This window comes from Nocardioides immobilis (assembly GCF_003515065.1).
GTDB classification, from domain to species: Bacteria; Actinomycetota; Actinomycetes; order Propionibacteriales; family Nocardioidaceae; genus Nocardioides; species Nocardioides immobilis.
Map to the genome: position 1 here is coordinate 13524 of NZ_QXGH01000039.1, position 22028 is coordinate 35551.

A 22028-nucleotide genomic window follows, 5' to 3' on the forward strand; every position below is an offset into this window, starting at 1 on the left:
GCCGGACGCCGGCTACGGGTGGTGCGGCCCCCGCTCGTCCTCCACCATCGAGGTCAGGATCCGACGAGCGCGTACGGCGGCACGGTCGGCCTTGACGTTGAAGTAGCGCCGCGGTGTCGTGTCCTCGTCGAGGCAACGCTGCATGGTCTCGAGCACGGCGATGTCACGGTTGGCCATCTCGTGAAACACGGCGGCCAGCTGCGTGCCCGCATCGGGCGCGACCGCCGTACCGCGCCACGAGATCTGGAGGAAGACATGGGTCGCCCCTGACGACTCGGGCGTGAAGCCGTGGGTCCGCACGAGCTCCAGCTCGGGACCGTCAGAGCCGGTGATGGTGTAGGTCTGCTTGTGCAGGCCGGGGGTCACGAACGCACCCGTCTCCTTGCGACCGTACGACTCGGCGCTGTCGAGCCCGGAGACCTGGGCCTCCCACGGTGCCAGGGGTGCCTTGGGCAGCTCTCGCGTGTAGGACACCGAGACCTCGGACACCTCTACCTCTTCCAGCGGCGGCAGCGCCTCGATGCCCGGCGGCACCAGCTCCGGGTGCATCTCGAACACGTTGGTCAGGTCGAGGTAGTGCTCGTGCAGCAGCAGCAGGTTCGCGGCCACGTCGCGCCGCTCCCCCACGCTGCTCCAGCCATCACCCTGGAGCCAGGGCGTCGACGGGGGCGGCCGCAGCCGTTCGCCACCGGCCGTGCCGGTCCAGACCCAGACGAAGGGTCCGCGCTCGACGACCCGGAAGGCGCGCACCTGCGCGCCCGAGGGCGGGTTGTCCTGCGAGGGCACCCGCACGCAGCGACCGGTCGCGTCGTACGTGCAGCCGTGGTAGCCACACACGACGAGGTCGCCCTCGCGGTGGCCGGCCGACAGCGGGTAGGGCCGGTGCGCGCAGCGGTCCTCGAGCGCGGCGATCGAGCCGTCGGAGAGGCGGAAGAGCACGACCGGCCTGTCGACGATGCGTCGAGCGGTGAATCCCTCGCCGACCTCGTCGGAGGTGGCAGCGACGTACCAGCACTCCTTGGGATAGTTCATACGTCCAGCACCAACTTTTTCGAGAGTGAGCGGGAGACGCAGAGCATGATCGTGTCGCCACGCTCGCGCTCCGACTTGGACAGGATCGAGTCACGGTGGTCGGGCGTGCCCTCGAGCACGTCGGCCTCGCAGGTGCCGCAGATGCCTTCCATGCAGGACCCGAGTACGTCGACACCGGCCCTCTCGACCGCGTCGAAGATCGAAGCGCCTTCGGGGACCGTCACGGTCACGCCCGAGCGCGAGCACTCCACCTCGAACGAGTCGAGCGCGTCCTCGGACGCGACAACCTCCTTGGCCGCGAACCGCTCGAGGTGCAGGCTGCCTTCGGGCCACGACGCGCACCCCTCCTCGACCGCGTCAAGGAGCGCGCCAGGGCCGCAGCAGTAGACCAAGGTGTCCGGCTGCGGTGTCCCGAGCACCGATGCCAGGTCGAGCAGACCCTTCTCGTCCTGCGGCCAGACCGTCACCCGGTCGTTGCTCTCGAGCGTGTCGAGGAACGCCATCGACGCACGGGACCGACCGCCGTACAGCAGGCTCCACTCGGCACCGCGAGCCTCAGCCGCCTCGATCATCGCAAGGATCGGGGTGATGCCGATGCCGCCGGCGATGAACTGGTAGCGCGGCGACGAGACGAGCGCGAAGTGGTTGCGCGGGCCTCGCACGCGGACAGTCGCACCTTCCGCCAGCTTCTCGTGGACGTACGCCGACCCGCCCCGGCTGTTCGGGTCGAGGAGGACCCCCACCTTCCACGACGACTCGTCGGCAGCGCTGCCGCACAGGGAGTACTGCCGCGTCAGCGACGAGTCGAGAACGAGATCGATGTGGGCGCCGGCGGTCCATGACGGAAGCGGTGCACCCGTTGGGTCGGCGAGAGTGAGCTCGACGATCCCCTCGGCCACCTCCCGCCGAGCCTCGACCCGCAGGTCGACCTCGCTCTCCGTGGTGCTCATGACCCAGCCCTCACGAGAACCGAGTCGCGCGGGCTTGGGAACGGCGGGCCGCCGGCGACTCTGCTCACCGATCGGCGTGAGCGTCACCATCATCTTGGTGTAGCCCCTGACGAAGTTCGACTGCAGGTACTCCGGCTCCCCCACGACCTCGATGTCCTCGAACCGCGCCAGCAGCTCCTCCCACAGGATCCGCAGCTGCATCTCGGCCAGACGGCTCCCCATGCAGCGGTGGACACCGATCCCGAACGAGAGGTGGTGGCGTGCGTTGGGACGGTCGATGACGAAGTCGTCGGGATTCTCGAAGGTGCGCTCGTCACGGTTGGCTGACGCGTACCACATGACGACCTTGTCGCCCTTGCGGATGAACTGGCCGTTCAGAACGGTGTCCTGCGTGGCGATCCGGCGCATGTAGGCGAGCGGCGTCTGCCATCTGATGATCTCGTGGACGAGCTTTGGGACAAGGCCTGGGTCTGCCTTGAGGCGATCGAACTCGTCCGGGAACTGGTTGAGTGCGTACACGCCACCCGACATCGAGTTGCGGGTGGTGTCGTTGCCTCCCACGACGAGCAGGATGAGGTTGCCGAGGAACTCCATCGGCCTGTTGATGAGGTCCTTGGTGTCCTCAGACATCTGCATCAGGGTGATCAGGTCGTAGCCAGGCTTCTCGCCCGCGGCGAGGCGCGCGGCCTTGTCGTGCCAGAGAGCACTGAAGCTCTTCGCCATGTCGGCGATGCCTTTGTACATCTCGTCCATGTCGTTGGAGCCGCCGGTGGCCGCGGCACTGCCGGCCGCCAGGTCGGTCCAGTGCACGAGGTCGCGGCGCTGCTCGTAGGGGAAGTCGAGCAGGGTGGCGAGCATCCGCGAGGTCAGCTCGATGCTGACGTTGTCCACCCAGTCGAAGGGCTCATTGACCGGCAGGCCGTCGAGGACCTCCTGCACGCGCGAGCGGATCAGCGCCTCCATCTCCTCGAGGTTCTGCGGAGCGACGACCCCCTGGACCGCTCCGCGCTGCTGATCATGACGCGGCGGGTCCATGGCGATGAACATCTCGATGTCCAAGCCCTCCGGCGGGGTGCCGATGACGATCTGGGGCTCGGCGGAGAACCTCTCGAAGTCCTTGTCGACGGTCATGATGTCGTCGTACCGGGTCACCGACCAGTAGGGCCCGAAGGCGCTGTCCGCCCGGTAGTGCACGGGCGCTTCGTCCCGCAGTCGCTTGAAGTAGGACTGCCACTGTCCCTGGCCGTACAGGAACGGGTTGCTGAGGTCGATCTCGGTCAGCGCAATCTCATCGACGTCGGGGATCCTCTCCTCGATGAAGACCGGTTGGCTGCCACCGAACACCATCTTCTTGGCCTTCTGGAACAGGTGCAGTCCCTGGACCTGCCGCTCCATCGGGATCGTCGCCTGGGCCTTGTTGATGATCTGGTCGAGAACGCTCATGGCCTTGACCTCCTCGCCGCTAGTTTCGTGTGGGACCCCGACCACTGCAACAAGGAAGGCAGCGGGTCAAGTCGCCGGTCGAGTCATCAGGCTCGCACCCCCGGGCGGCGGGACTCTCGTTCCTTTCGCACAACTCCCCTGGTCGGTCTTATGCGACTCGCCAAGCCGGTCTTGCAATCGGGTTCAATCCGACCTCAGCTCTCGACGATGAAGACGAAAGCCGCGCGTGGCGCGATCCCGCGGAGCATCGATGGTGCTAGACCGGTGGGGTGAGGGTCCCAGGATCGACGCTCGAGGACGTCGCGACGAGCGAGCCTCGTGATTCTGCGCTGTGGATCCGGCGTGGGTTCCTCCTCCTGCTGGCGACGTTCTTGGCGGTCGGCCTGTCCGGTGAGCTTGGCGTGCGAACGACGACGACGTCCGCGACCGGCGGAGGATACGACCTCTCCGTTCGGCACGCCGCGGTCGCGAGAGCGGGCCTCGACGTGCCGTGGCAGGTCACTGTGCGAAGCCCGGGCGGTTTCGACAAGACGCTGGTTCTCGCGGTGACGGGGAACTACTTCGACATCTTCGAGACCCAAGGATTCACTCCCGAGCCTGCCGCATGGACCCGCGACGGCACGACCGTCTACCTCACGTTCGACACCCCCGACGCCGACACTTTTCGGCTCGACTACGACGCCTACATCCAACCCGCCAGCCAGCGTGGTCAGGACGGCACAGTCAGCGTCGTCGTCGGGGGCGTACCGGTGGTGACCGTCGAGTTCGAGACCAAGCTCTGGCCGTAGAGGGAGAACCAGATGGAGATCGTGATCCGGGCAGGCGTCGTGTTCGTCTTCCTGTGGCTGGTGACCAGGGCCGTCGGTCGGACGACGCTGGGCGAGCTGAGCACGTTCGAGCTGCTGCTCTACGTCACCATGGGCGACCTCGTCCAGCAGGGCGTCACCCAACAGGATTACTCCCTGACCGGCGCCGGGATCGCGGTCGGCACCTTCGCGCTGCTCACGGTCGGCCTGTCGTGGTTCCAGTGGCGGTTTCCCCGCGTGCGCCCGGTCGTGACCGGACGGCCGATGCTCGTCTTCCGTGACGGCGAGCCGATAGAGGCGGCGATGAAGTCCCAGCGTCTGGCGATGGCCGATCTTCTCGTGTCCGCGCGAAAGCAAGGCATCCGCAGCACTGCCGACATCGAGTACGCCGTCCTCGAGGCAGATGGCCAGCTCTCGATCTTCAGCCGCGAAGGCGGCTCGGACGGCGCGCCCGCCAAGCCGCCGACCGCAGAGTGACCCCACGTGACCCAAGATGCCGACAATCCTGCGTTCGCGCCGTCGCGCGGGGGGTGGTGGCCGCGGGCGTCGTGCCTACGCTGAGGGGATGGGCAGCGATGAGGCGACGAGGCGGCAGCAGGTCATCGACGTACTCACCCAGGCGTTCGACGACCTCCTGCGCACCGACCCGCGTGGCTTCCGGACCAAGTTCCGCAAGATGGCGGCCGATCCGTTCGCGTTCTACCGGGGTTCGGCGTGCCTGTTCTACGCCGACATGGCCGAGGTCGAGGACCGCTGGGCCGACGACCGGACGTCGCGCGTGTGGATCCATGGCGACCTCCACGCCGAGAACTTCGGCACCTACATGAACGCCGCGGGCCTCCTCGTCTTCGACGTCAACGACTTCGACGAGGCCTACCTCGGCCACTTCTCCTGGGACCTGCGCCGCTTCGTCGCGAGCCTCGCCCTGATGGGCTGGCAGAAGGCGTTGCCGGAGGACGACGTACGCAGCCTCGCCGCGCGTTTCCTTCACGCCTACGTCGACCAGGTCAGGAGGTACGACGAGACCGAGGACGACCTCGACGAGTTCGCCCTGCGGCTCGACAACACCGAGGGCGCCGTGCACGACGTGCTGCAGGCCGCGCGTGCGCTCACCCGCATCGGGCTGCTGGAGTCCATGACGGTGGTGGCGGACCGCCAACGTCGCTTCGTCGACGGACCCACCGCCCGGCACCTCAACGCGTCCGAGCGCTCCATGGTGCTGGCCGCGTTCGACCGCTACCTGGAGACGATCCCGGAGTCGAAGCGGTCGGGACGCCAGGTGTTCTACGACGTCAAGGACGTCGTCGCGAGCACCGGGTTCGGCATCGGCAGCGCGGGCCTGCCGGCCTACAACGTGCTCATCGAGGGGTACAACCAGGCGCTCGAGAACGACATCGTGCTCAGCATGAAGCAGGGCAACCGACCCGCGGTGAGCCAGGTCGTGACGGACAAGCGGATCGGCGACTTCTTCGAGCACGACGGCCACCGCACGGTCGTGAGCCAGCGGGCGCTCCAGGTGCACACCGACCAGTTCCTCGGCTGGACCACCATCGACGGCACCGGGTTCGTCGTGGCCGAGCTGTCTCCGTACGAGGCCGACCTCGACTGGAGCGAGATCACCGAGCCTGACGAGATGGCACCTCTGCTCGAGGACCTCGGACGTGCGACGGCCAAGGTGCACTGCGCCTCCGACGAGGACAGCGACGAGGAGCTCGTCGAGTTCCAGACCGAGGAGGCCATCCTTGCCGTCATCGGCGACCAGGAGCAGGACTTCGTCGACGACCTGGTCGAGTTCGCCATGGCGTACGCCGGCACCGCCCGCCGCGACCACGCGCTCTTCGTCGATGCCTTCCGCGCCGGTGAGATCGCCGGCCTGTCCGCGATCCAGTAGTACGCACCCCTCGACGGGCCGACGGACGAAGACCTCGCGGGCCTGTGAGCGGAAGCACGCCGTCGCTGTCTTGAGCTAGCACGCTGCGAGGTGCTGCCCTTGTAGCAGCACATCCAGCACCAGGAGCCAGCCATGCCAGACGTTTCCGACCTCACCAACAAGGGCCACGACTTCGTCGCCAAGGCCGTGGGCGCAGCCGATGCCGTCGTCGGCGTCGCGCGCGACGCGGTCCGCGACAAGGCTCCCGGCTTCGAGAGGATGGCCGATCTCGTGCCCGACCCGAGCGACGTCGTCGACCAGGTCACCGCGACCGCCAACGAGCTGCTCGGCCTCGCGCAGGACGTCCAGAAGAAGGTCGTCGCCGCGCTCACCGCCAACGCCTGACCACCAGCCATCGGGCCGGAGCGGGGGCCCTACGATGGCGCCGATCGCCATGCCGACCTCCGCTGCCCCCGACCGCAAGCTGCTGCTGGTCGTCGACGCGCCTTCGCTGCTCCACCGCAGTCACCACGCCCGGGCCCACACCAGGATCACGGACCGGTCCGGACGACCGGCGTGGGCACTGCACGGCATGGTGCGCCAGATCATCGAGGCGATCGACAGCTTCGCGCCTGACGCGGTCATCTTCGGCCTGGACGACCGGACGGCGTCCGAGCGTCGGGACCTCTATCCCGACTACAAGGCCGGCCGGGCGGAGAAGCACCCCGAGCTGATCGACCAGCTCGAGCGCGCCGGCGCGCTGCTCGACGCCCTCGGCTTCGCCACCCTCACTCCCCCGGGCTTGGAGGCCGACGACGTCAACGCCTCCGGCGCGACCTGGGCCGAGCGCAACGACTGGAACTGCATCATCATCACCTCCGACCGTGACGCGTTCGCGCACATCAGCGACCACACCCAGGTGCTCCGCCTGATCGACGGCGGCCTCCACGGCTCACCCCTGCTCAACCCGAAGCGCCTGCACGCGATGTACGGCGTCGCGGCCGACCGCTACCTCGAGTACGCCGCGTTGCGCGGCGATGCGAGCGACAACCTGCCCGGCGTGCCGGGCATCGGCGAGAAGACCGCTGCCCTGCTCCTCGAGCACGCCGGCTCCATGCAGACCGTCTGGGCAGACATCGACCACAACGAGGGACGCGCGCTCGTCGCCGCCCTCGACTCCTGGGCAGAGGAGACCGGCGGCCGCAAGATGGGCTCGACCGTCGTACGACGACTGTCCGCGCCCGACGCGCGCGAGCGCTACGACTTCAACGTCCGCATCATGTCCGGCCGCGACGACCTCGACCTCGGCCTCACCCCTGACGTGCCCGGCACCCCGGGCCTCCTCCCCCTCGACATCGCCCGGGTCACGCAGGTCGTCGGCTTCCTCAACGTCCGGGCGACCACCGACCTCGCGGTCCGGGTCCTGAGCAACACCGACCCCGCGTCCTTCTCGCGACTCTGACCACAGGGCCCCGTCATCAGGCGTACCTTCGAAACGGAGGCGGGAGCCGAGCAGTCCGAAAGGGGAAGCACGATGACGTCAGCGACGCAGAGCATGGATTCACCTCACGAGACGCGGCCGTTCCGGGCCCACGGTCACATGGACGTCGTCACCCTCGGCGACTTCACCCTGGGTCGGGGAGTCTTCGAGCCGGGCTGGCGCTGGTCCGAGGACGTCAAGCCGATCGCAGGGACCGACTCCTGCCAGGTCCGCCACACCGGCTTCTGCGTGTCCGGGCAGATGACGATCCGCTTCGACGACGGCGAGGAAGTGACCGTCGGTCCTGGCGACGTGATGGTCGCCGAGCCCGGTCACGACGCCTGGGTCGTCGGCGACGAGCCGTGCGTGCTCCTCGACACCGGCGTGGCTGCCTACGCGAAGCCGGCCTGACCGCGAGGGCGGGTTTCCCCGCCGGGGCGCGCTGCCCGTACGGTTGCGGCGTGAAGGCTCTGCTCCTCGAGAACATCCACCCGGCGGCCGTCGAGATCCTCGAAGGTCGTGGCTATCAGGTCGACCTGCGCGCTGGGTCGTTGTCCGAGGACGAGCTGATCGAGGCACTCGACAGCGTCAGCCTGGTGGGGATCAGGTCCAACACCAACGTGACCGAGCGCGTCCTGGAGTCGGCGGCCGGCCTGGAGGCGATCGGGTGCTTCTGCATCGGCACCAACCAGGTCGACCTGGCTGCGGCTGCTGCGCGCGGCGTCCCGGTGTTCAACGCGCCGTACTCCAACACGCGTAGCGTCGTGGAGCTCGTGATCGCCGAGATCATCGCGCTGGCACGGCGGCTTCCGGAGAAGACCCAGCGGATGCACGACGGCGTGTGGGACAAGTCGGCCAAGGGCAGCCACGAGGTGCGCGGCCGTACGCTCGGGATCGTCGGCTACGGCAACATCGGCACCCAGCTGTCGACGGTCGCCGAGGCGCTCGGGATGGACGTCGTCTTCTACGACACCGCGGACCGACCCGCGCACGGGACCGCCCGCCGCCTGCGGACGCTGAAGGAGCTGCTCACCACGTCCGACGTCGTGAGCCTGCACGTCGACGGCCGCCCGGGCAACGCAGGGTTCTTCGGTGCCGAGGAGTTCGGCGCGATGAAGTCGCGGTCCATGTTCATCAACGCGTCGCGCGGGATGGTCGTCGACTACGACTCCCTGCGCGACCATCTCCTGTCCGGGCACATCGCCGGAGCGGCCATCGACGTCTTCCCGGCCGAGCCGAAGGCGCAGGGCGACCCGTTCGAGTCGGCGCTGCGCGGGCTCGACAACGTCATCCTGACGCCCCACATCGGCGGCTCGACGCAGGAGGCGCAGGAGGAGATCGGCTGGTTCGTGGCCGAGAAGCTCGCGCGCTTCGCCCTCGAAGGGAGCACGGCGTTGTCGGTCAACGTGCCCGCGGTCCTCCCGCAGCCGTTGACGCCCGGCCACCGACTCGGCCTCCTCCACCACAACGTCCCGGGCGTGCTGGCCGAGCTCAACGCCGCGTTCGCCGCCGCGGGCGACAACGTGATCGACCAGCACCTCTCGACGAAGGACCAGCTCGGCTACGTCGTCGCTGACACGTCCGACCCGCTGTCCGCCGCGGCCGTCGAGCAGCTGCGCGGCGCCGAGTACTGCATCTGGGCGCGCACCTGGTAGTCGCCTCGGCGGGCGGGCTCAGCCGCCGTACGGGTTGCGGGTGTAGGTCAGGCTGAACGTGCCGGTGCCGTCGAAGTACTGGTGCACCAGGTACGCCGGGTCGGTCGCCATGATCCCCGCCTGCAGGTCGCTGCCATCGTTGCCGTCGTCCCACCTCCACGGGGCGTTGGCGGCGTTGTCCTTGTAGTTGTCGCCGCGGAACGTGCCGTACGACGCGAAGGTGGCCGTGTCGTTGCGGTGCGACCAGAGACCACCGGTCGTGAAGATGCTGGTCAGTGCGTAGGCCACGGTGCGGTCGTTGCCCGAGGCGGGAACCTCGCCGGCCGCGGCCGACGTCGGCTGGTAGATGACACCGTCCCCACCGGGAGGAGCCGCACCGTCCCAGCGCTTGAGGCCGTGGCCCTTGGCCTCCTGGAACGTCGAGGGGTGCGCGGCGCCGCTCCACGTCTCGGTCAGCAGGGTGCCGTCCACCGTCTCCCGACCGGAGACGAACGACGAGCCCGCCGGCACGTAGGAGTAGAAGTCCGAGTGCGCGACCGTGATCGCGGCCTCGAGCTTGCCGTAGGTCGTGCCGTTCTTGCGCACGGTGAGCAGCACGCCCTCGAGGTCGTTCTCGTGGCAGTTCAGGTTCGAGCAGGTCTCCGACCAGTCCCGCGGGTGGTAGAAGGCGTAGATCAGGAACCAGTGGGTCGACGTCTCCGCGACCGAGTAGTACGCGTTGCCGGTCAGCCGCGACAGCGAAGCGGGCTGGGCCTCCCAGTTGTCGTTCATCGTCCACTCGCCGTCGAAGTTGATCCTCGTGAGGTAGTCGGCGTCGTAGTCGGAGCTGTCCGTGTCCTGGTGGTGGATCGGCGCCCAGCGCAGGGCGAGCTCTGCGTCGGTCACGGCGTACGCCGGAGCGGGGACGGCGGCGAGGCCGGTGCTGAGCAGTGCGGCGGCGGCGAGGGACACAGCGGAGCGGGCGAGCTTCACGGGAACGACGGTCGCACAACCCGAACCGCAGCGCCACCGACTCTGCTCGCGCCGGCTCAGCCCGTGGCGCGCATCTTGGCGAGCCTCGCCCGCAGCGCCGGCACCCGGTGGTCGTTGGCGCGCAGGTCGACGTACGTGTCGCCGTACACCCACAGCAAGGCGTCGTCGAGCCGTCGTACGGCGCCCGGCGGGTAGCGGTAGGCCATCCGATCCTGGAGGGTCTCGGCGTCCACCGAGCGCAACACGTCGCCGAGCTCGCCGAGCGAGGTGATGCCGAGCTCGAGCACCAGGCTGGAGATCCAGGCGTAGTGGTCGGTGCGCGACCACCCGGCGTCGGCGTACTGCCCTGCGAGGAACGCCGCCAGCTCGCGCGGACTGATCCGCGGATCGTCGTCCCCGGCCTCGACCGCGGGGCCGGTCATGCCCTCCCGGAGCCGGTCCCGGATCGTCGAGAACTCACGGTCGGCGAGCTCGAGCAGGCCGGCGGCGAGGGTGAACCGGCGGTCGAAGTCCGGCACGTGCTCGACGGGAATGGTGCCCTTGTAGCGGATGTCGTGCTCGAACTCCGCCCACGCGTGCTGCAGGACGGTGCGGATCTGCACCTGCGCCTGGCGCCCCCGCAGCAGCTCGTAGGTGTCCTGTCCCTCCCGCACCGGGTCCAGGCCGACGAGCAGGTGGCGACTGGCGTAGCCGAAGCGGCCCTCGCTGGCCGTCTCCTGCCCCAGGTCGCGGTCGTCATGGACGACGACCTGGTCCTCGAAGAGGTCGGCCACCGCCTGGACGTCGCTGTGGACGTAGGTGATCACCCGGATCCCGATCACGTCGGTGATCTCGCGGAGCGGATCGGTGAACACGGGCCGGCCGTCGACGGTGCGAGCCGCCTTGGCCGCGAACGAGGCCACGGACTTCGCCCGGCCGGTCACGCTCAGGTAGTTGATGCCCGCCTCGTCGAGGATCGTGGTCGCGAGCCGCACGAACTGGTCGGCCGCGAGCCGCAGCTCGGGATGGATCTCGGCGTACTCGCGCACAGCGGTGCCGGGGTCGCGGACGTCCGACGCGTTCGTTCGGCCCCGGGGTGTGGCGGCCAGGTCGGCCGGTAGGGTCGGGGTGACGATGTAGCCGGTCTCGAAGTCGCCGTACGTCGTGGTGTCCTCCGGTCTGCGGGTCGCGTAGAGAGCGATGTAGGCGCACAGGACCGCGTCGACCTGGTCCTCGACCACCCGCAGCTCGGTCTTGCGTCCTGCCGTCTCGACGGCCTTTCGCAGTGTCCGCCACGCCGGCGGCTGCGGGTCGGCACCCGGTCGACCGTCGACCAGGAGCGGCGGGTCAGCGCTGGCGAGCCCTTCGAGCAGACCGAGCAGGACGAGCAGCTCCGCACGCAGCTGCTCGCGGTCGCGTCCGCTCTTGTTCTTGTACTTCAGGATCCGCCCCAGTCGGAACAGGGCGATGGTCGCCGGGTGCGGGTACACCTCGATCGCCCGGCGCGCCCGCCCGGAGCGGGGATTCATGTCGAGCCCGAGCCGAGCGGCGATGCGGGCACCGCGCGGCTGGTCCCGGAACTCCCGCTTTGCCGTGTTGGAGGGGTGCGCGCCGGCATCGAAGCGGGCGAAGTCCTTGTTCAGCTCGGCTTCGGCCGGCCGGTTGCCGCTGGCGTTGGTGACGATGAGCGGCGCGTCGATCGCGACCAGGCAGTCGTCCTCGACGTACGGCGTCAGCGCCGCGACGATCTCGTCGTCGGTCTTGGCGGCCGACACGTGCACGAGATGCCCGTGCCCGTCCACGACGGCAAGGCCGGTGGGCTTCCGTTCACCCCAGGCGAGGTCGACACCGACGAAGTACATGGGTCGAAGCCTGCCCTACTCCGCCTGCGTCGGGTCATTCAGCGCGAAGGGGGGCGCCGACCTGGTGCAGGTGCCGCAACGCCAGCCCGTACGACGCGAGGAGGGTCGTCTCGGCGTACGGGATCCCGCGCGCCCGGCAGTGCGCCTCGATCACCGGGCGGGCCCGCCGGAGGTTGGGTCGAGGCATGCTCGGGAAGAGGTGGTGCTCGATCTGCAGGTTGAGGCCACCGAGCGCCAGGTCGAGCAGGTGCCCACCGCGGATGTTGCGCGAGGCCAGCACCTGCCGCAGCAGCGGGTCGGCGTCCTGCTCCGCCGTCAGCACCGGCATCCCCTTGTGCGACGGCGCGAACGAGCAGCCGAGGTACAGGCCGAACAGCGCCTGGTGGACGAAGAGGAACACCAGGCCCTGGGCCCAGGTCAAGGTGCTGATCAGCAGCGCGAGGTAGAGGACGACATGGGCGAGCAGCAGCACGCCCTCGGTCTTCCGGTAGCGGATCCCGGGCCGGAGGACGGCCTGGAAGCTCGAGACCCGGAGGTTGAAGGCCTCGAGGGTCAGCATCGGGAAGAACAGCGCAGCCTGGTGACGCGCCAGCCAGGAGCCGACACCCCGCCGTTCTCCGGCCTGGCTCGCGTCCCACACGAACGCGCCGACCGCGACGTCGGGGTCGGTCTCGAGGTCGTTGGGATGAGCATGGTGCGCGTTGTGCTTGGCGACCCACCACCCGTAGCTCAGGCCGTTGGCCAGGTTGCCGTGCACCAGGCACAGCGCCGCTCGGATCCCGCCCCGGTGCGTGACCTGGCGGTGGGCGACGTCGTGCGAGAAGAAGGCCATCTGCGTCGAGACGACCGCGAACATGGGGGCCAGCAGGATGGCCCACCACGAGTCGTGGAGCACGAACAAGCCGGCCACGACGAGCGCGAGGCCGACCAGGTTGAGGGTCGCGAGAACCACGTAGTAGAACCGGCGAGGTCGAAGGAGACCGAGGCCGCGGACCTCTCGGACCAGCTCGCTGTAGCCGCTCCCGATGGCGTCGCTTGGGACGGGTGGGCTCAGGGGCCCGGTGACAGTCATGGACGCTCCGGCAGATCGCTGTCGACGCCGCCGGGGTCTGGGGAGGCCTGAGCTTTCGAGCGTACGCCGCTGTCCGGAGCGACGGAAGCACCGGTACGACGACGCGGCCCCCTCGAGCGCAGGTCAGCTCTGCGCGGGGCGCAGGGTCTCCATGACGTCGCGGTCGATGACCACGGCGCGGGCCAGCTCCGTCAGTCGCTGCTGGGTCCTGCGCGCGTGGGAGCGGAGGATGTCGAACGCCTCGTCGACGCCGATCCCGAGCGAACGGGCGACGGCTCCCTTGGCCTGCTCGATCACGATCCGGCTGTTCAGGGCGAACTGCAGCTGCTCCGAGAGCGACTCGGCGCGGGAGAGGGCACGCTCCTGGAGGATCGCGATCGTTGCGAAGTCGGCGAGGGACTGCACGAGCCGGACGTCGTCCGGACCCATCACGTCACCCGGCCGACCGAACACGTTCAGCGCACCGATGACGTCGTCGCGGAGGCGCATCGGAAAGGCATGGACCTTGCTGATGCCGGCCGCGACGGCTCGGGGGGCGAAGTTCGGCCATCGCTCCTGAGCGCCAGCGAGATCCTCCTCGATGACGGCCCGACCGGTGCGATAGCACTCGACGCACGGCCCCTCGGAGTGCTGCAGCTGGAGCAGCTCCAAGGTCTGGGCGTCCTCGCTCGACGCAGCCACCTGGTCCAGGCCGCCCGAGAGGTCGCTGAGGAGCAGGCCGACCGCCGGTGACCCGGTGAGCTCGGAGGCATGAACGGCGAGGTTGTGCAGGAAGTCGATGATGTCGAAATCGCTGACGAGGGTGTCGGCCACGTCGATGAGCAGGTCGGCCATTCTGTTGGTGCTGATCACGGCATCCACTTCCCCAACTTCATCTACTTCTCCATGCCCCTTGTGGGCCCATCATCTGACGGAAGGACGTAACCGTCGATCACACTGTGCGCCAGGTCCCCCAGCGAGAGTCCCCGCGCGAACGCGTGCGCCCGGAGACGCGCCATCGCCTCACCCAGGCTGACGTCCAGATCCACCATGACCATCCCCTGCGCCTGCGCGACCTCGGCACGATGCTCGACCACCCGGGTGAAGCCGCGCGACAGACTTCCGTCGGAGTTCGTCGCGTCACCGTCGAGCAGCATCTCCACTCCGATCTCGGCCAACGCCCGGGCGAGCCAGATCTGCACCCGGGTCAACGTCCCGGGACGGCCGGCGAACAGCTCCAACGTGCCGAACGAGACGGCACCGAGGTGCAGCGGGAAGGCGAACACCGCCGCCACCCCCTGCTCGGTCGCCGCCGCCTGGAACCCGGGCCAGTCGTTCCCGTCGGGCCCCGCCAGGTTCGAGACCAGCACGGGACGGCTCGCGGTGTACGACGTCGTCCCCGGTCCTTCTCCGACGTCGAACTCGATGTCACCCAGGCGACCGCCCGGACCTTCAGCCGCGACGACCAGACCAGCCGACCCGCCCTGCGGAAGCAGCCGCACGACGGCACCCAGCATCCCGAGGTGGTCGACGGCTGCCCGACAGAGCCGCTCGAGCGACTGCGCAATCCCGTCCAGCTCGCTGGACGGGTGGATCGCCGCGATCATCGCGAGCGGGTCCGGATAGCCGTTGGAATCGGCTGCTCCGCCCCCTGCGTCGGCCACGGGAGCTCCTCACTGCCGACAGTCCGAGGACGACGTCGCGCCCTCTCTCCCGAAACTACACCCTCTTGTCGGGCAGGAACCGCGAGCGCAGGGGAACCGTGGCATCGCTCGCGGTCACGGGTTGACGTTGGCCACCATCGACACGGTCAGCGCGACCTCTCCGTCGATCCGCGTCACGAACCGGACAGGCATGCCCGGCAGGTCCGTGGCGAACCAGAAGACGTTCTCGGTCGCACCTTCGCGCACGGTGTAGCGCAGGCAGTCGAGCTCACCGAGCGGGGTCTCGATCCGCTCCGGTTCGATCGTCGTCGCGTCGACGGGGAAGGAGGCGTGTCCCTGCAGGTCCAGCCAGGCCACGGGGTCCAGCTCGGGGTCGCCGATCGGCGAGCCGTCGAGCGCGAGGTGGAACCGCTCGAGGACGGCGCCTGCCTCGTCACACTCGAGGTACCGGTTGACCCGGAAGTACGGCGTCTCCCCCGCGGCCTCGACCCGGACCCGGATCTCCTTGCCGGCGCGCGCGCCGTCGCGGATCTGCGCGGCTGTGAACGGCGTGGGCGCCGTTCCGGGAGCGAGCACGTGGGGGTCACCCGTCCCGTCAGCCATCCGACGAGGTTAGCCCGCCTTGACCAGCATCAGGTTGGTCTTGCCGGCATGCCGTAGCTGCCCGATCGGCTGGTAGCCACGACGACGGTGGAACTCCAGCGACGGCACGTTGGTGTCGTAGACCTCGAGGGCGACGGGGAGGTCGGACTCGATGGCGTCGTACAGCCGCGAGGCGACGCCCTGGCGCCGGTGCGTCTCGGCGACCACGATCCGGTCGAGGTAGACGTACTCGTCGAGCCGGTCCTCGAACCACTCGTAGCGCGACGAGTCGTAGGTGGCGCCGGTCGGGAGGGTGATCACGAACCCGGCGACGTCGCCGCCGTCGTCCAGGACGAGGGCCTGGTCGGCCTGCTTGACCAGCAGGGCGGCGGACTCGTAGTCCAGGGGCCCGACGCCCTCCAGGGCGTCCTGGTTCAGGTCGACGATCGTGTCGATGTCGTCGCGCTCGATGGGGCGGATGGTCGTGTTCTCGACTGGGCTCATCCCTGACGACGTTACGTCGGCCGGACGTGGGCTGGCCAATCGAACCCGCCGTTCGTGGGCCTTGTCACAAAGCCTTGCCGGGCGTGTCGCGGCGGCGCAACGGCCGGTCAATGGGTCCAGGTGTGGAAGTCGTACGGGATCCCGTGCGCCTTCAGCCACGCCGTCTCGCCGCGGCGGACGAGCTCGCTCGCGCGGTCCTCCAGCAGCCCGACCAGGTCCGTGCCGGCGGCGCCGTTGAGCGCCGCGCGTACGGCGGCGAAGTACTCCTGCTCGATCCGGATGTAGTACTCGTACTCCTCGAACATCGGGTGCCCACCGCGGTCCTCGCCGTCGATCGCGAGCCGGCCGGCGTCGTCGTACCCGGCCCGCACCACGAGCGTCTCGCCCCGATAGATCTCGCGCATGGCCTCGGACCGTACTGCCATGCTCGGACCATGAAGCTCCCCACCCTTCCCAGCCAGCGCGACGTCTTCCTCAAGACCCTCGACGTGCACCAGGCGATCTACGAGAAGTCACGGGGCGTGCTCGGCCACCGACTGCTGGCCGGGATGCCGACGCTCCTGCTGCGGACGACCGGTCGCAAGACCGGGCAGACCCGGACGACGGCGCTCGTCTACGCGGTCGACGGGGGCCGGCACCTGGTGGTCGGCTCCAACGGCGGCGCGCGGCGCGACCCGGCGTGGGTCCTCAACCTGGAGGCGGACCCGGAGGTCGAGTTCCAGGTGGGAGTACGACGCACGCCGGCCACCGCGGGCGTCGTACGGACCGACGACCCGGACTACGAGCGCCTGTTCGCCCTGTGCAACAAGGCCAACCGCGGCACCTTCGCGAAGTACCGCACCCGCACGGAGCGGCCGCTGCCGATCGTGGTGCTCACCCCGCGCTGAGCAGGGCGAGCACCACGAGTGCCCACTGACGGCGGGCCTCAGCGTCCGGGCTGGGACGGAACGCGGCGCGGTGTCGTGGCATTCGAGACGATGGGCCCGCTCGTCGCGCCGACCCTGGTCGCCAGGATGGTGCTCTCGTAGAGCTGGGTCAGCCCGGAGAGCAGCGCGCACCTCAGCGCGACCGTCCCGCCGGTGGTCTGCACGAGCCCGTTCAGCATCATCGTCGTGTTGAAGCCGGTCGCGTCGACGTTGCCGAAGCGCGTCGAGACCGCAGCGCCATTCGGCGACACGAGATGGCAGTAGAACTAGCCGGCAGACCCGCCGCCGTACCCCGACGTGATCGCCTCGACCTGATACCGACCTGCCGGGAGGGCGAGGCTGACCACAGTGGCCGCGCCGCCCGACAGCGGGACGTAGGACGGGTTCCGTGCGTGGTACGCCGACGGCAGCTGCGGGTCCTGCCACGCAGCGGCGGTGCCTGTGTTGGTCAGCACCTGGCCTGCAGTGCCGCCACTCTCGCTGATGTCGTCGACCTCCACCTCGGTGGAGTAGCCGGTGATGGTCGCCGTCACGATGGCGGCCTTGGTGCTCGTGTTCTTGAACGCCACCTGGTTCTTCTGGCCGATATCGGTGGTGATGACCTCGGTTGCGGTGCCGCCCGCGGACCAGCTCACCGTCTGCCCGCTGCTACCGTCCGGGTTGCCCGCCGGGAAGAAGCTCAACGTCCCGGCCGCTGCGCCCCTCGCGGTCACCGTCATCCGGATGGTGGTCGCGTTGGTCGGCACCGTCGTGGTGCCGCCGGACACCACGTGCATCGGTGGCGAGGGCGGGGGTCAATCCGTCTCAGGACTAGTTTTCCGGCAACGGGCTCAGCCGGCGGCGTATATCCGCCACCGGTCCGGGATGCCCTTGAGCACGTGCTCGCCACGGTCGGCGAAGCTGATCCCGGACCCGGCGACCAGGTCCTTGACCGTGCCGGAGACCAGGACCTCACCCGCGCCGGCGAGGGCGCCCACGCGGGCGGCGATGTGGACCGCGATCCCGGCGACGTCGTCGCCGACCAGCTCGACCTCACCGGTGTGCAGTCCGACCCGGATCTCGATGTCGAGCGCTCGAACCGCCTCGGTCATTGCCCGGGCGCACCGGATCGCGCGCGCCGGGCCGTCGAACGTGGCGAGCATGCCGTCGCCGAGGGTCTTCACCTCGCGGCCGCGGTGCCGGACGAGCTCGTGACGGAGCACGTCGTTCTGCGCGTCCAGCAAGGCCCGCCAGGCCTGATCGCCCATCGCCGACGCGCGCTGGGTGGAGTCGACGATGTCGGTGAACATGACGGTGGCGAGCACCCGGTCGACCTCGGTGGCGCGACGGACGCCGGTGAGGAACTCCTCGATCTCGTCGACCAGCGCGTCGGTGTCGCCGGCGAACATCATGTGGTCGATGCCCTCGAGCTCGACGTAGCGGGCGCCGGGGATCTGGCCGGCCATCCACACGGCGGCCTGGTAGTTGACGGCTCGGTCACCGCGTCGGTGCAGCACGATCGTCGGCACGTCGATGGTGGGCAGGACCGCGCGCACGTCGATGTCGAGGAACATGAGGAACATCTGCTGCAGCATCGCCGGAGAGGCGGCGTACCGCTGCAGCCGCGCGTAGAGCGCGCGGACCCGGGGGTCGTCAGCGAACGTCGGCGCCATGATCTCGATGACAGCGCCCTCGTAGAGGTACGGCGCCATCGCCTCCGACGACTCGATGAGCGCATCCGCCGGCGTCGCCCACGGGTAGTCCGGCGCCCAGGTCGAGCGAGCCATCCCGCCGTACAGGACCAGCGCGCTGGTCTGCTCCGGATAGGTCGCCGCGAAGAGGATCGACATCGGGGCACCTTCGGACAGCCCGAAGATCGCGGCGCGATCCGAGCCGGCGGCGTCCATGACCGCGCGGACATCGTCCATCCGCTCCTCGAGCGTCGGTGCTCCGACCACCGGGTCCGACAGCCCGCTCCCCCGCTTGTCGAAGAGGATCACCCGCGAGAAGGACGCCAGCCGCTCGAGGATGTGGACGGCCGTCGGCACCTCCCAGATCAGCTCGACATGGGAGACGAACCCCGGGACCACCACGATGTCCAAGGGACCGTCGCCGAAGACCTGGTAGGCGATCGAGACATCACCGGAGCGCGCGTAGCGCGTCGTCGGCTGCGTGATCATCGCGGCGCCTCCATGGGCGCAACCTACCGCGCAGACGGAGGTGGGGAACCGCGCGATCAGCGACGGATCGCGATGACCCGGACGACACCGGTGACGGACGAGCGGGCGACGTCGAGGACGGACGACAAGTAGACGCGTGGCATGTTCTCGACCCCCGGTGAATGTGACGGCGACTACAAAGAACGTAGGACGGCTCGCGGACGCCCAGAAAGGTGACCGACGGCCAGAGAGTTACTAGATTCGGCCAGGTGACCCTCGTCGAGCGACCGACCTCTCCTGAGACCCGCGCCCCTCGACCGCCGATGGGGACGCTCATCTTGGCCCGCCTCGGGATGGAGCGCGGCTTGTCCGAGGAGGCCGTGCTCGCCGGGACCACGGTGACCCTGGCCGACCTCGAGAATCCCGACATCGAGGTGGCGGCGGAGACCGAGACGGCCGTGATCCGCAACCTCGCCGGCGCCGCCGGGGCCGGCGCGACCTGGGGCCTGGACGCCGGTTGCCGCTTCCACGTCACGACCTTCGGCATCTGGGGGTTCGCCCTCGTCAGCGCGCCGACCGTCCGGGCCGCTGTCGAGATCGGCCTGCGGTGGATCGACCTGACCTACGCACTGACGGCGCCGTTCGCAGACGTCGACGAGCACGGCGACCTGCGGATGACCTTCCGGACTCCCCCGGAGACGGACGAGGTCGCGCGCTTCGTCCTCCAGCGGGACATGGCAGCGGTCCAGACGATCCTGCAGGAGGTGCTCGGGCGCGACGCCCGCTTCCTGCGGGTGACGTTCAACCAGGTGCCGGAGCCGGGGACGGTGGACCGGTTCACCGAGGTCTTCGGCGTCACCCCGGAGTTCGGCGCCCCAGCGAACACGGTGGTCTTCGCCCCCGACATCGTCGACACCCGGCTCCCCCAGGCCGACGAGCACACCACCGCCCTCGCCCAGGCCCAGTGCCGGGCGATGCTCGACCGGCGGCACACCAGGCCCGGGCTCGCCGGCCAGGTGCGCGACCTCGTCGTCGCGCGACTCCGGGACGTCCCTACGGCGACCGAGATCGCCTCCGCGCTCAACGTGAGCGAGCGGACGCTCCGCCGTCGGCTGGCCGACGAGGACACGTCCGTTCGGAAGCTCGTCGACGAGGTCCGGGCCACGCTCGCCGCGGAGTTCCTCTCCTCAGGGAGCCTCACCATCGCCGAGATCGCGGAGCGCCTCGGCTACGTCGAGGTGTCCAGCTTCTCCCAGGCGTTCCGCCGGTGGCACGGCGTCAGCGCACGGCAGTACGTCGCCGCGGCCGCGACCTGACCGCCCGTTCCCCGGCGCTCAGAGATCGCGACCGAGGAGCGCGTCCACGTTGGGGAGGCCCACGAACCGGGAGACGGTGCCGGAGTCAGCGAGCTCCCGTGCCGCCTCGAGGAAGCCGCCCCAGGCAGTGCGGGCGAGGGTGCCGCCGACGCTGATCCGCCGAACGCCGAGCTCGGCGGCCTCCGCGACGGTGATGAACGGGGCGTTGATCAGCAGGTTGACCGGCTTCGGAGCCACCGCCTCGACGATGGCGGTGACGTGCTCGATCGACTCGATCCGCGGTGCGTACAAGCAGTCCGCACCCGCCTCGTCGTACGCCTGCAACCGGCGGATCGTCTCGTCGATGTCGGGCCGTCCCACGACGAAGCCCTCGGACCGACCCGTGAGCAGGACGCCGGTGTCGCTCTCGTCGATCGCCTGACGTGCCGCCCGGACCCGCTCGACTGCCAGGTCGAAGTCGTACAGCGGCGCCGCCTCGTCGCCGGTCGAGTCCTCGATCGAGAGTCCTGCGATCCCGGTCGCGGCGGCCAGCTTCACGTTCTCGCCGACCCCCTCGGGCTCGACCGCGAAGCCGCCCTGGAAGTCGGCGTTGACCGGCACCGACACCGCGCCGGCCACCGTGCGCAAGTGGTCGAGAGCCTGCGGCAGCGTGAGCGCGTTGTCCGGCAGGCCGAGGGTCCAGGCGGCCCCTGCGCTCGTCGTCGCCAGCGCCGGGAACCCCATCAGCTCCAGCGCCCGCGCACTCCCCGCATCCCACGGGTTCGGCATCACGAAGCACCCCGACGAGTGCAGCTGGTGGAAGGCAGCGATCCGTTCGTTGCTCGAGTCCATCACCGCAGTGTGTCAGGCGGCCTCGGACTGTGCGGGGTGAAGGGCAGCGTTCTGCGCGGCGACCGCGGCCATCCGCGCCCGGACGTCCCGGGGCGGCCGGTGCAGCGTCCTCGCGGTCAGCCGGACGAGCCCGCGAGCGTCGTCGCCGGAGTTCCAGGCGGTCGCGATGAAGGTGCCGACGGCAACGCCGGTGAGATAGGCCGGTACGGCGAGAACCAGCGGGATGCTGGCGCGGGAAACGGTCATCGCGATCACTCCTTCTGTCAGTACAGAGGAGCGTTCCCCGCTCCTGATACTTCGACGCGCCAGATCGGCTGAAGGTTGCGTGATCTGCGTCCTACCGCGACGGCCAGCCCTTCGCGTCGAGGTACCAGCCGGCCGAGGTCAGCACCACCACGATGAGCAGCGCGAACAGCAGGCCTCCGGCCACCGGGAGGAACCAGCCGGGCGCGCGCTTCGACCGGACCGCGACCACCTTCACCACGACGGCGCCGAAGACCGCACACGCGAGCACCTCGTGGACGATCCCCCGCACCGGAACCTCGTAGCCGTGCACGGTCCCGGTCTGGAAGCCGAACGCCCAGATGCAGTGGTAGCCGACGAACACCGCCAGCAGGAGGGCGATCGACCCGGAGGCGCGGTGGGCCATCCCCAGCCAGGACGGTGCCCTGATGCCGAGCTTGCCGTAGAGCCAGAGCGCACCGACGACCTGGCCGACCGCCAGCACCCCGATCACCGTCGAGACGGCGACCTTCATGTCGCGGACGTCCTTGAAACCGAGGGTCGTCGTGCCGTCGAGGGTCGGGTCGTGCACCTTGCTGAACACTCCGACGAGCAACGCGACCACCGCGCCGGCGACGAAGGCACCCAACGGGACGGCCATTCTCTTCTGCGCGCTGTGTCGCGCGGTGGTGTCTGCCATCCGTTCAGGATGCTCCGGTCGCGGCCTGTTGGGTATGGCCCGACC

General features: G+C 69.4%; 25 protein-coding genes. 9 read left to right on the forward strand and 16 right to left on the reverse strand.

The window, feature by feature from the left end; genetic code table 11:
* Positions 1-12: 12 nt before the first annotated feature.
* Positions 13-1032: an aromatic ring-hydroxylating oxygenase subunit alpha gene (locus tag D0Z08_RS27415; protein WP_118928474.1), complete on the reverse strand. Its 1020-nt coding sequence runs from the start codon at positions 1030-1032 to the stop codon at positions 13-15.
* Positions 1029-3425: a cytochrome P450/oxidoreductase gene (locus D0Z08_RS33215; RefSeq protein ID WP_118928475.1), complete on the reverse strand. Its 2397-nt coding sequence runs from the start codon at positions 3423-3425 to the stop codon at positions 1029-1031. The genes D0Z08_RS27415 and D0Z08_RS33215 overlap by 4 nt, the downstream gene beginning before the upstream one ends.
* Positions 3426-3694: 269 nt before the next feature.
* Between D0Z08_RS33215 and D0Z08_RS27425 the strand changes: the two genes are divergently transcribed.
* The 7 genes from D0Z08_RS27425 (at position 3695) to serA (ending at position 9236) form a co-directional block, all read left to right on the forward strand.
* Complete coding sequence (locus tag D0Z08_RS27425) at positions 3695-4213, forward strand: hypothetical protein (RefSeq protein ID WP_118928476.1); 519 nt, start codon at positions 3695-3697, stop codon at positions 4211-4213.
* Between the two features lie 12 nt (positions 4214-4225).
* Positions 4226-4708: a DUF421 domain-containing protein gene (locus D0Z08_RS27430; RefSeq protein ID WP_118928477.1), complete on the forward strand. Its 483-nt coding sequence runs from the start codon at positions 4226-4228 to the stop codon at positions 4706-4708.
* Between the two features lie 88 nt (positions 4709-4796).
* The gene (locus D0Z08_RS27435) at positions 4797-6122 is read left to right on the forward strand and encodes a DUF2252 domain-containing protein (protein ID WP_118928478.1); all 1326 of its coding nucleotides are present in this window, start codon (positions 4797-4799) and stop codon (positions 6120-6122) included.
* Positions 6123-6254: 132 nt separating this feature from the next.
* On the forward strand, positions 6255-6506 hold the full coding sequence (locus D0Z08_RS27440; RefSeq protein WP_118928479.1) for a hypothetical protein: 252 nt from the start codon (positions 6255-6257) through the stop codon (positions 6504-6506).
* A gap of 49 nt (positions 6507-6555) precedes the next feature.
* On the forward strand, positions 6556-7563 hold the full coding sequence (locus D0Z08_RS27445; protein WP_118928532.1) for a 5'-3' exonuclease H3TH domain-containing protein: 1008 nt from the start codon (positions 6556-6558) through the stop codon (positions 7561-7563).
* Positions 7564-7635: 72 nt separating this feature from the next.
* Complete coding sequence (locus D0Z08_RS27450; protein WP_118928480.1) at positions 7636-7992, forward strand: cupin domain-containing protein; 357 nt, start codon at positions 7636-7638, stop codon at positions 7990-7992.
* A 50-nt stretch (positions 7993-8042) separates the two neighbouring features.
* Positions 8043-9236: a phosphoglycerate dehydrogenase gene (serA, locus tag D0Z08_RS27455; protein WP_118928481.1), complete on the forward strand. Its 1194-nt coding sequence runs from the start codon at positions 8043-8045 to the stop codon at positions 9234-9236.
* Between the two features lie 18 nt (positions 9237-9254).
* Here serA and D0Z08_RS27460 read toward each other — a convergent pair whose 3' ends face one another.
* The 8 genes from D0Z08_RS27460 to D0Z08_RS27495 form a co-directional block, all read right to left on the reverse strand.
* Positions 9255-10208, reverse strand: a complete 954-nt coding sequence (locus tag D0Z08_RS27460) for a hypothetical protein (protein ID WP_118928482.1) — start codon at positions 10206-10208, stop codon at positions 9255-9257.
* Positions 10209-10264: 56 nt separating this feature from the next.
* Positions 10265-12049 (reverse strand): DUF429 domain-containing protein, encoded by a 1785-nt coding sequence (locus D0Z08_RS27465; RefSeq protein WP_118928483.1) that lies wholly within the window; start codon positions 12047-12049, stop codon positions 10265-10267.
* A 34-nt stretch (positions 12050-12083) separates the two neighbouring features.
* Entirely contained in the window at positions 12084-13121 is a 1038-nt protein-coding gene (locus D0Z08_RS27470; protein WP_118928484.1) for a fatty acid desaturase family protein, read from the reverse strand.
* A gap of 123 nt (positions 13122-13244) precedes the next feature.
* On the reverse strand, positions 13245-13973 hold the full coding sequence (locus D0Z08_RS27475; protein ID WP_220454396.1) for a GAF and ANTAR domain-containing protein: 729 nt from the start codon (positions 13971-13973) through the stop codon (positions 13245-13247).
* 23 nt (positions 13974-13996) lie between these two features.
* The gene (locus D0Z08_RS27480) at positions 13997-14764 is read right to left on the reverse strand and encodes a GAF and ANTAR domain-containing protein (RefSeq protein ID WP_118928485.1); all 768 of its coding nucleotides are present in this window, start codon (positions 14762-14764) and stop codon (positions 13997-13999) included.
* Positions 14765-14878: 114 nt separating this feature from the next.
* Positions 14879-15367 carry a hypothetical protein gene (locus tag D0Z08_RS27485; RefSeq protein ID WP_118928486.1) on the reverse strand — a complete coding sequence of 163 codons (489 nt, stop codon included), beginning with the start codon at positions 15365-15367 and terminating at the stop codon, positions 14879-14881.
* Between the two features lie 9 nt (positions 15368-15376).
* Positions 15377-15850, reverse strand: a complete 474-nt coding sequence (locus tag D0Z08_RS27490) for a GNAT family N-acetyltransferase (RefSeq protein ID WP_118928487.1) — start codon at positions 15848-15850, stop codon at positions 15377-15379.
* 107 nt (positions 15851-15957) lie between these two features.
* The gene (locus D0Z08_RS27495) at positions 15958-16275 is read right to left on the reverse strand and encodes a hypothetical protein (RefSeq protein WP_118928488.1); all 318 of its coding nucleotides are present in this window, start codon (positions 16273-16275) and stop codon (positions 15958-15960) included.
* Positions 16276-16284: 9 nt separating this feature from the next.
* Between D0Z08_RS27495 and D0Z08_RS27500 the strand changes: the two genes are divergently transcribed.
* Entirely contained in the window at positions 16285-16737 is a 453-nt protein-coding gene (locus tag D0Z08_RS27500) for a nitroreductase family deazaflavin-dependent oxidoreductase (protein ID WP_118928489.1), read from the forward strand.
* A gap of 38 nt (positions 16738-16775) precedes the next feature.
* Here D0Z08_RS27500 and D0Z08_RS27505 read toward each other — a convergent pair whose 3' ends face one another.
* Genes D0Z08_RS27505 through D0Z08_RS27515 form a run of 3 tightly spaced genes read right to left on the reverse strand, consistent with a single transcriptional unit; the run spans position 16776 to position 18935 of the window.
* Positions 16776-17027, reverse strand: coding sequence for a hypothetical protein (locus tag D0Z08_RS27505; protein WP_118928490.1), 252 nt, complete (start codon positions 17025-17027; stop codon positions 16776-16778).
* 15 nt (positions 17028-17042) lie between these two features.
* On the reverse strand, positions 17043-17552 hold the full coding sequence (locus D0Z08_RS27510; protein WP_118928491.1) for a hypothetical protein: 510 nt from the start codon (positions 17550-17552) through the stop codon (positions 17043-17045).
* A 54-nt stretch (positions 17553-17606) separates the two neighbouring features.
* Positions 17607-18935: an adenylate/guanylate cyclase domain-containing protein gene (locus tag D0Z08_RS27515; RefSeq protein ID WP_118928492.1), complete on the reverse strand. Its 1329-nt coding sequence runs from the start codon at positions 18933-18935 to the stop codon at positions 17607-17609.
* 248 nt (positions 18936-19183) lie between these two features.
* Between D0Z08_RS27515 and D0Z08_RS27520 the strand changes: the two genes are divergently transcribed.
* A complete protein-coding gene (locus D0Z08_RS27520; protein ID WP_147381552.1) occupies positions 19184-20230 on the forward strand; it encodes an AraC family transcriptional regulator in 1047 nt (348 codons plus the stop codon).
* 18 nt (positions 20231-20248) lie between these two features.
* Here the strand turns inward: D0Z08_RS27520 and D0Z08_RS27525 are convergent, their stop codons facing one another.
* From D0Z08_RS27525 to D0Z08_RS27535, 3 genes are all read right to left on the reverse strand, one after another.
* Positions 20249-21061, reverse strand: a complete 813-nt coding sequence (locus D0Z08_RS27525; RefSeq protein ID WP_118928494.1) for an isocitrate lyase/PEP mutase family protein — start codon at positions 21059-21061, stop codon at positions 20249-20251.
* A 12-nt stretch (positions 21062-21073) separates the two neighbouring features.
* Complete coding sequence (locus tag D0Z08_RS27530) at positions 21074-21307, reverse strand: hypothetical protein (protein ID WP_147381553.1); 234 nt, start codon at positions 21305-21307, stop codon at positions 21074-21076.
* A 91-nt stretch (positions 21308-21398) separates the two neighbouring features.
* Positions 21399-21983: a DUF6529 family protein gene (locus D0Z08_RS27535; protein WP_147381554.1), complete on the reverse strand. Its 585-nt coding sequence runs from the start codon at positions 21981-21983 to the stop codon at positions 21399-21401.
* Positions 21984-22028: the final 45 nt, after the last annotated feature.

Bases quoted from the DNA above. Each gene is read 5' to 3' on its own strand.
- D0Z08_RS27415 (WP_118928474.1), bottom strand. From the start codon at position 1,032: ATGAACTATCCCAAGGAGTGCTGGTACGTCGCTGCCACCTCCGACGAG.
- D0Z08_RS33215 (WP_118928475.1), bottom strand. From the start codon at position 3,425: ATGAGCGTTCTCGACCAGATCATCAACAAGGCCCAGGCGACGATCCCG.
- D0Z08_RS27430 (WP_118928477.1), top strand. From the start codon at position 4,226: ATGGAGATCGTGATCCGGGCAGGCGTCGTGTTCGTCTTCCTGTGGCTG.
- D0Z08_RS27435 (WP_118928478.1), top strand. From the start codon at position 4,797: ATGGGCAGCGATGAGGCGACGAGGCGGCAGCAGGTCATCGACGTACTC.
- D0Z08_RS27440 (WP_118928479.1), top strand. From the start codon at position 6,255: ATGCCAGACGTTTCCGACCTCACCAACAAGGGCCACGACTTCGTCGCC.
- D0Z08_RS27445 (WP_118928532.1), top strand. From the start codon at position 6,556: ATGCCGACCTCCGCTGCCCCCGACCGCAAGCTGCTGCTGGTCGTCGAC.
- D0Z08_RS27450 (WP_118928480.1), top strand. From the start codon at position 7,636: ATGACGTCAGCGACGCAGAGCATGGATTCACCTCACGAGACGCGGCCG.
- D0Z08_RS27465 (WP_118928483.1), bottom strand. From the start codon at position 12,049: ATGTACTTCGTCGGTGTCGACCTCGCCTGGGGTGAACGGAAGCCCACC.
- D0Z08_RS27470 (WP_118928484.1), bottom strand. From the start codon at position 13,121: ATGACTGTCACCGGGCCCCTGAGCCCACCCGTCCCAAGCGACGCCATC.
- D0Z08_RS27485 (WP_118928486.1), bottom strand. From the start codon at position 15,367: ATGGCTGACGGGACGGGTGACCCCCACGTGCTCGCTCCCGGAACGGCG.
- D0Z08_RS27490 (WP_118928487.1), bottom strand. From the start codon at position 15,850: ATGAGCCCAGTCGAGAACACGACCATCCGCCCCATCGAGCGCGACGAC.
- D0Z08_RS27495 (WP_118928488.1), bottom strand. From the start codon at position 16,275: ATGGCAGTACGGTCCGAGGCCATGCGCGAGATCTATCGGGGCGAGACG.
- D0Z08_RS27500 (WP_118928489.1), top strand. From the start codon at position 16,285: ATGAAGCTCCCCACCCTTCCCAGCCAGCGCGACGTCTTCCTCAAGACC.
- D0Z08_RS27510 (WP_118928491.1), bottom strand. From the start codon at position 17,552: ATGCACGTGGTGTCCGGCGGCACCACGACGGTGCCGACCAACGCGACC.
- D0Z08_RS27515 (WP_118928492.1), bottom strand. From the start codon at position 18,935: ATGATCACGCAGCCGACGACGCGCTACGCGCGCTCCGGTGATGTCTCG.
- D0Z08_RS27525 (WP_118928494.1), bottom strand. From the start codon at position 21,061: ATGGACTCGAGCAACGAACGGATCGCTGCCTTCCACCAGCTGCACTCG.
- D0Z08_RS27530 (WP_147381553.1), bottom strand. From the start codon at position 21,307: ATGACCGTTTCCCGCGCCAGCATCCCGCTGGTTCTCGCCGTACCGGCC.
- D0Z08_RS27535 (WP_147381554.1), bottom strand. From the start codon at position 21,983: ATGGCAGACACCACCGCGCGACACAGCGCGCAGAAGAGAATGGCCGTC.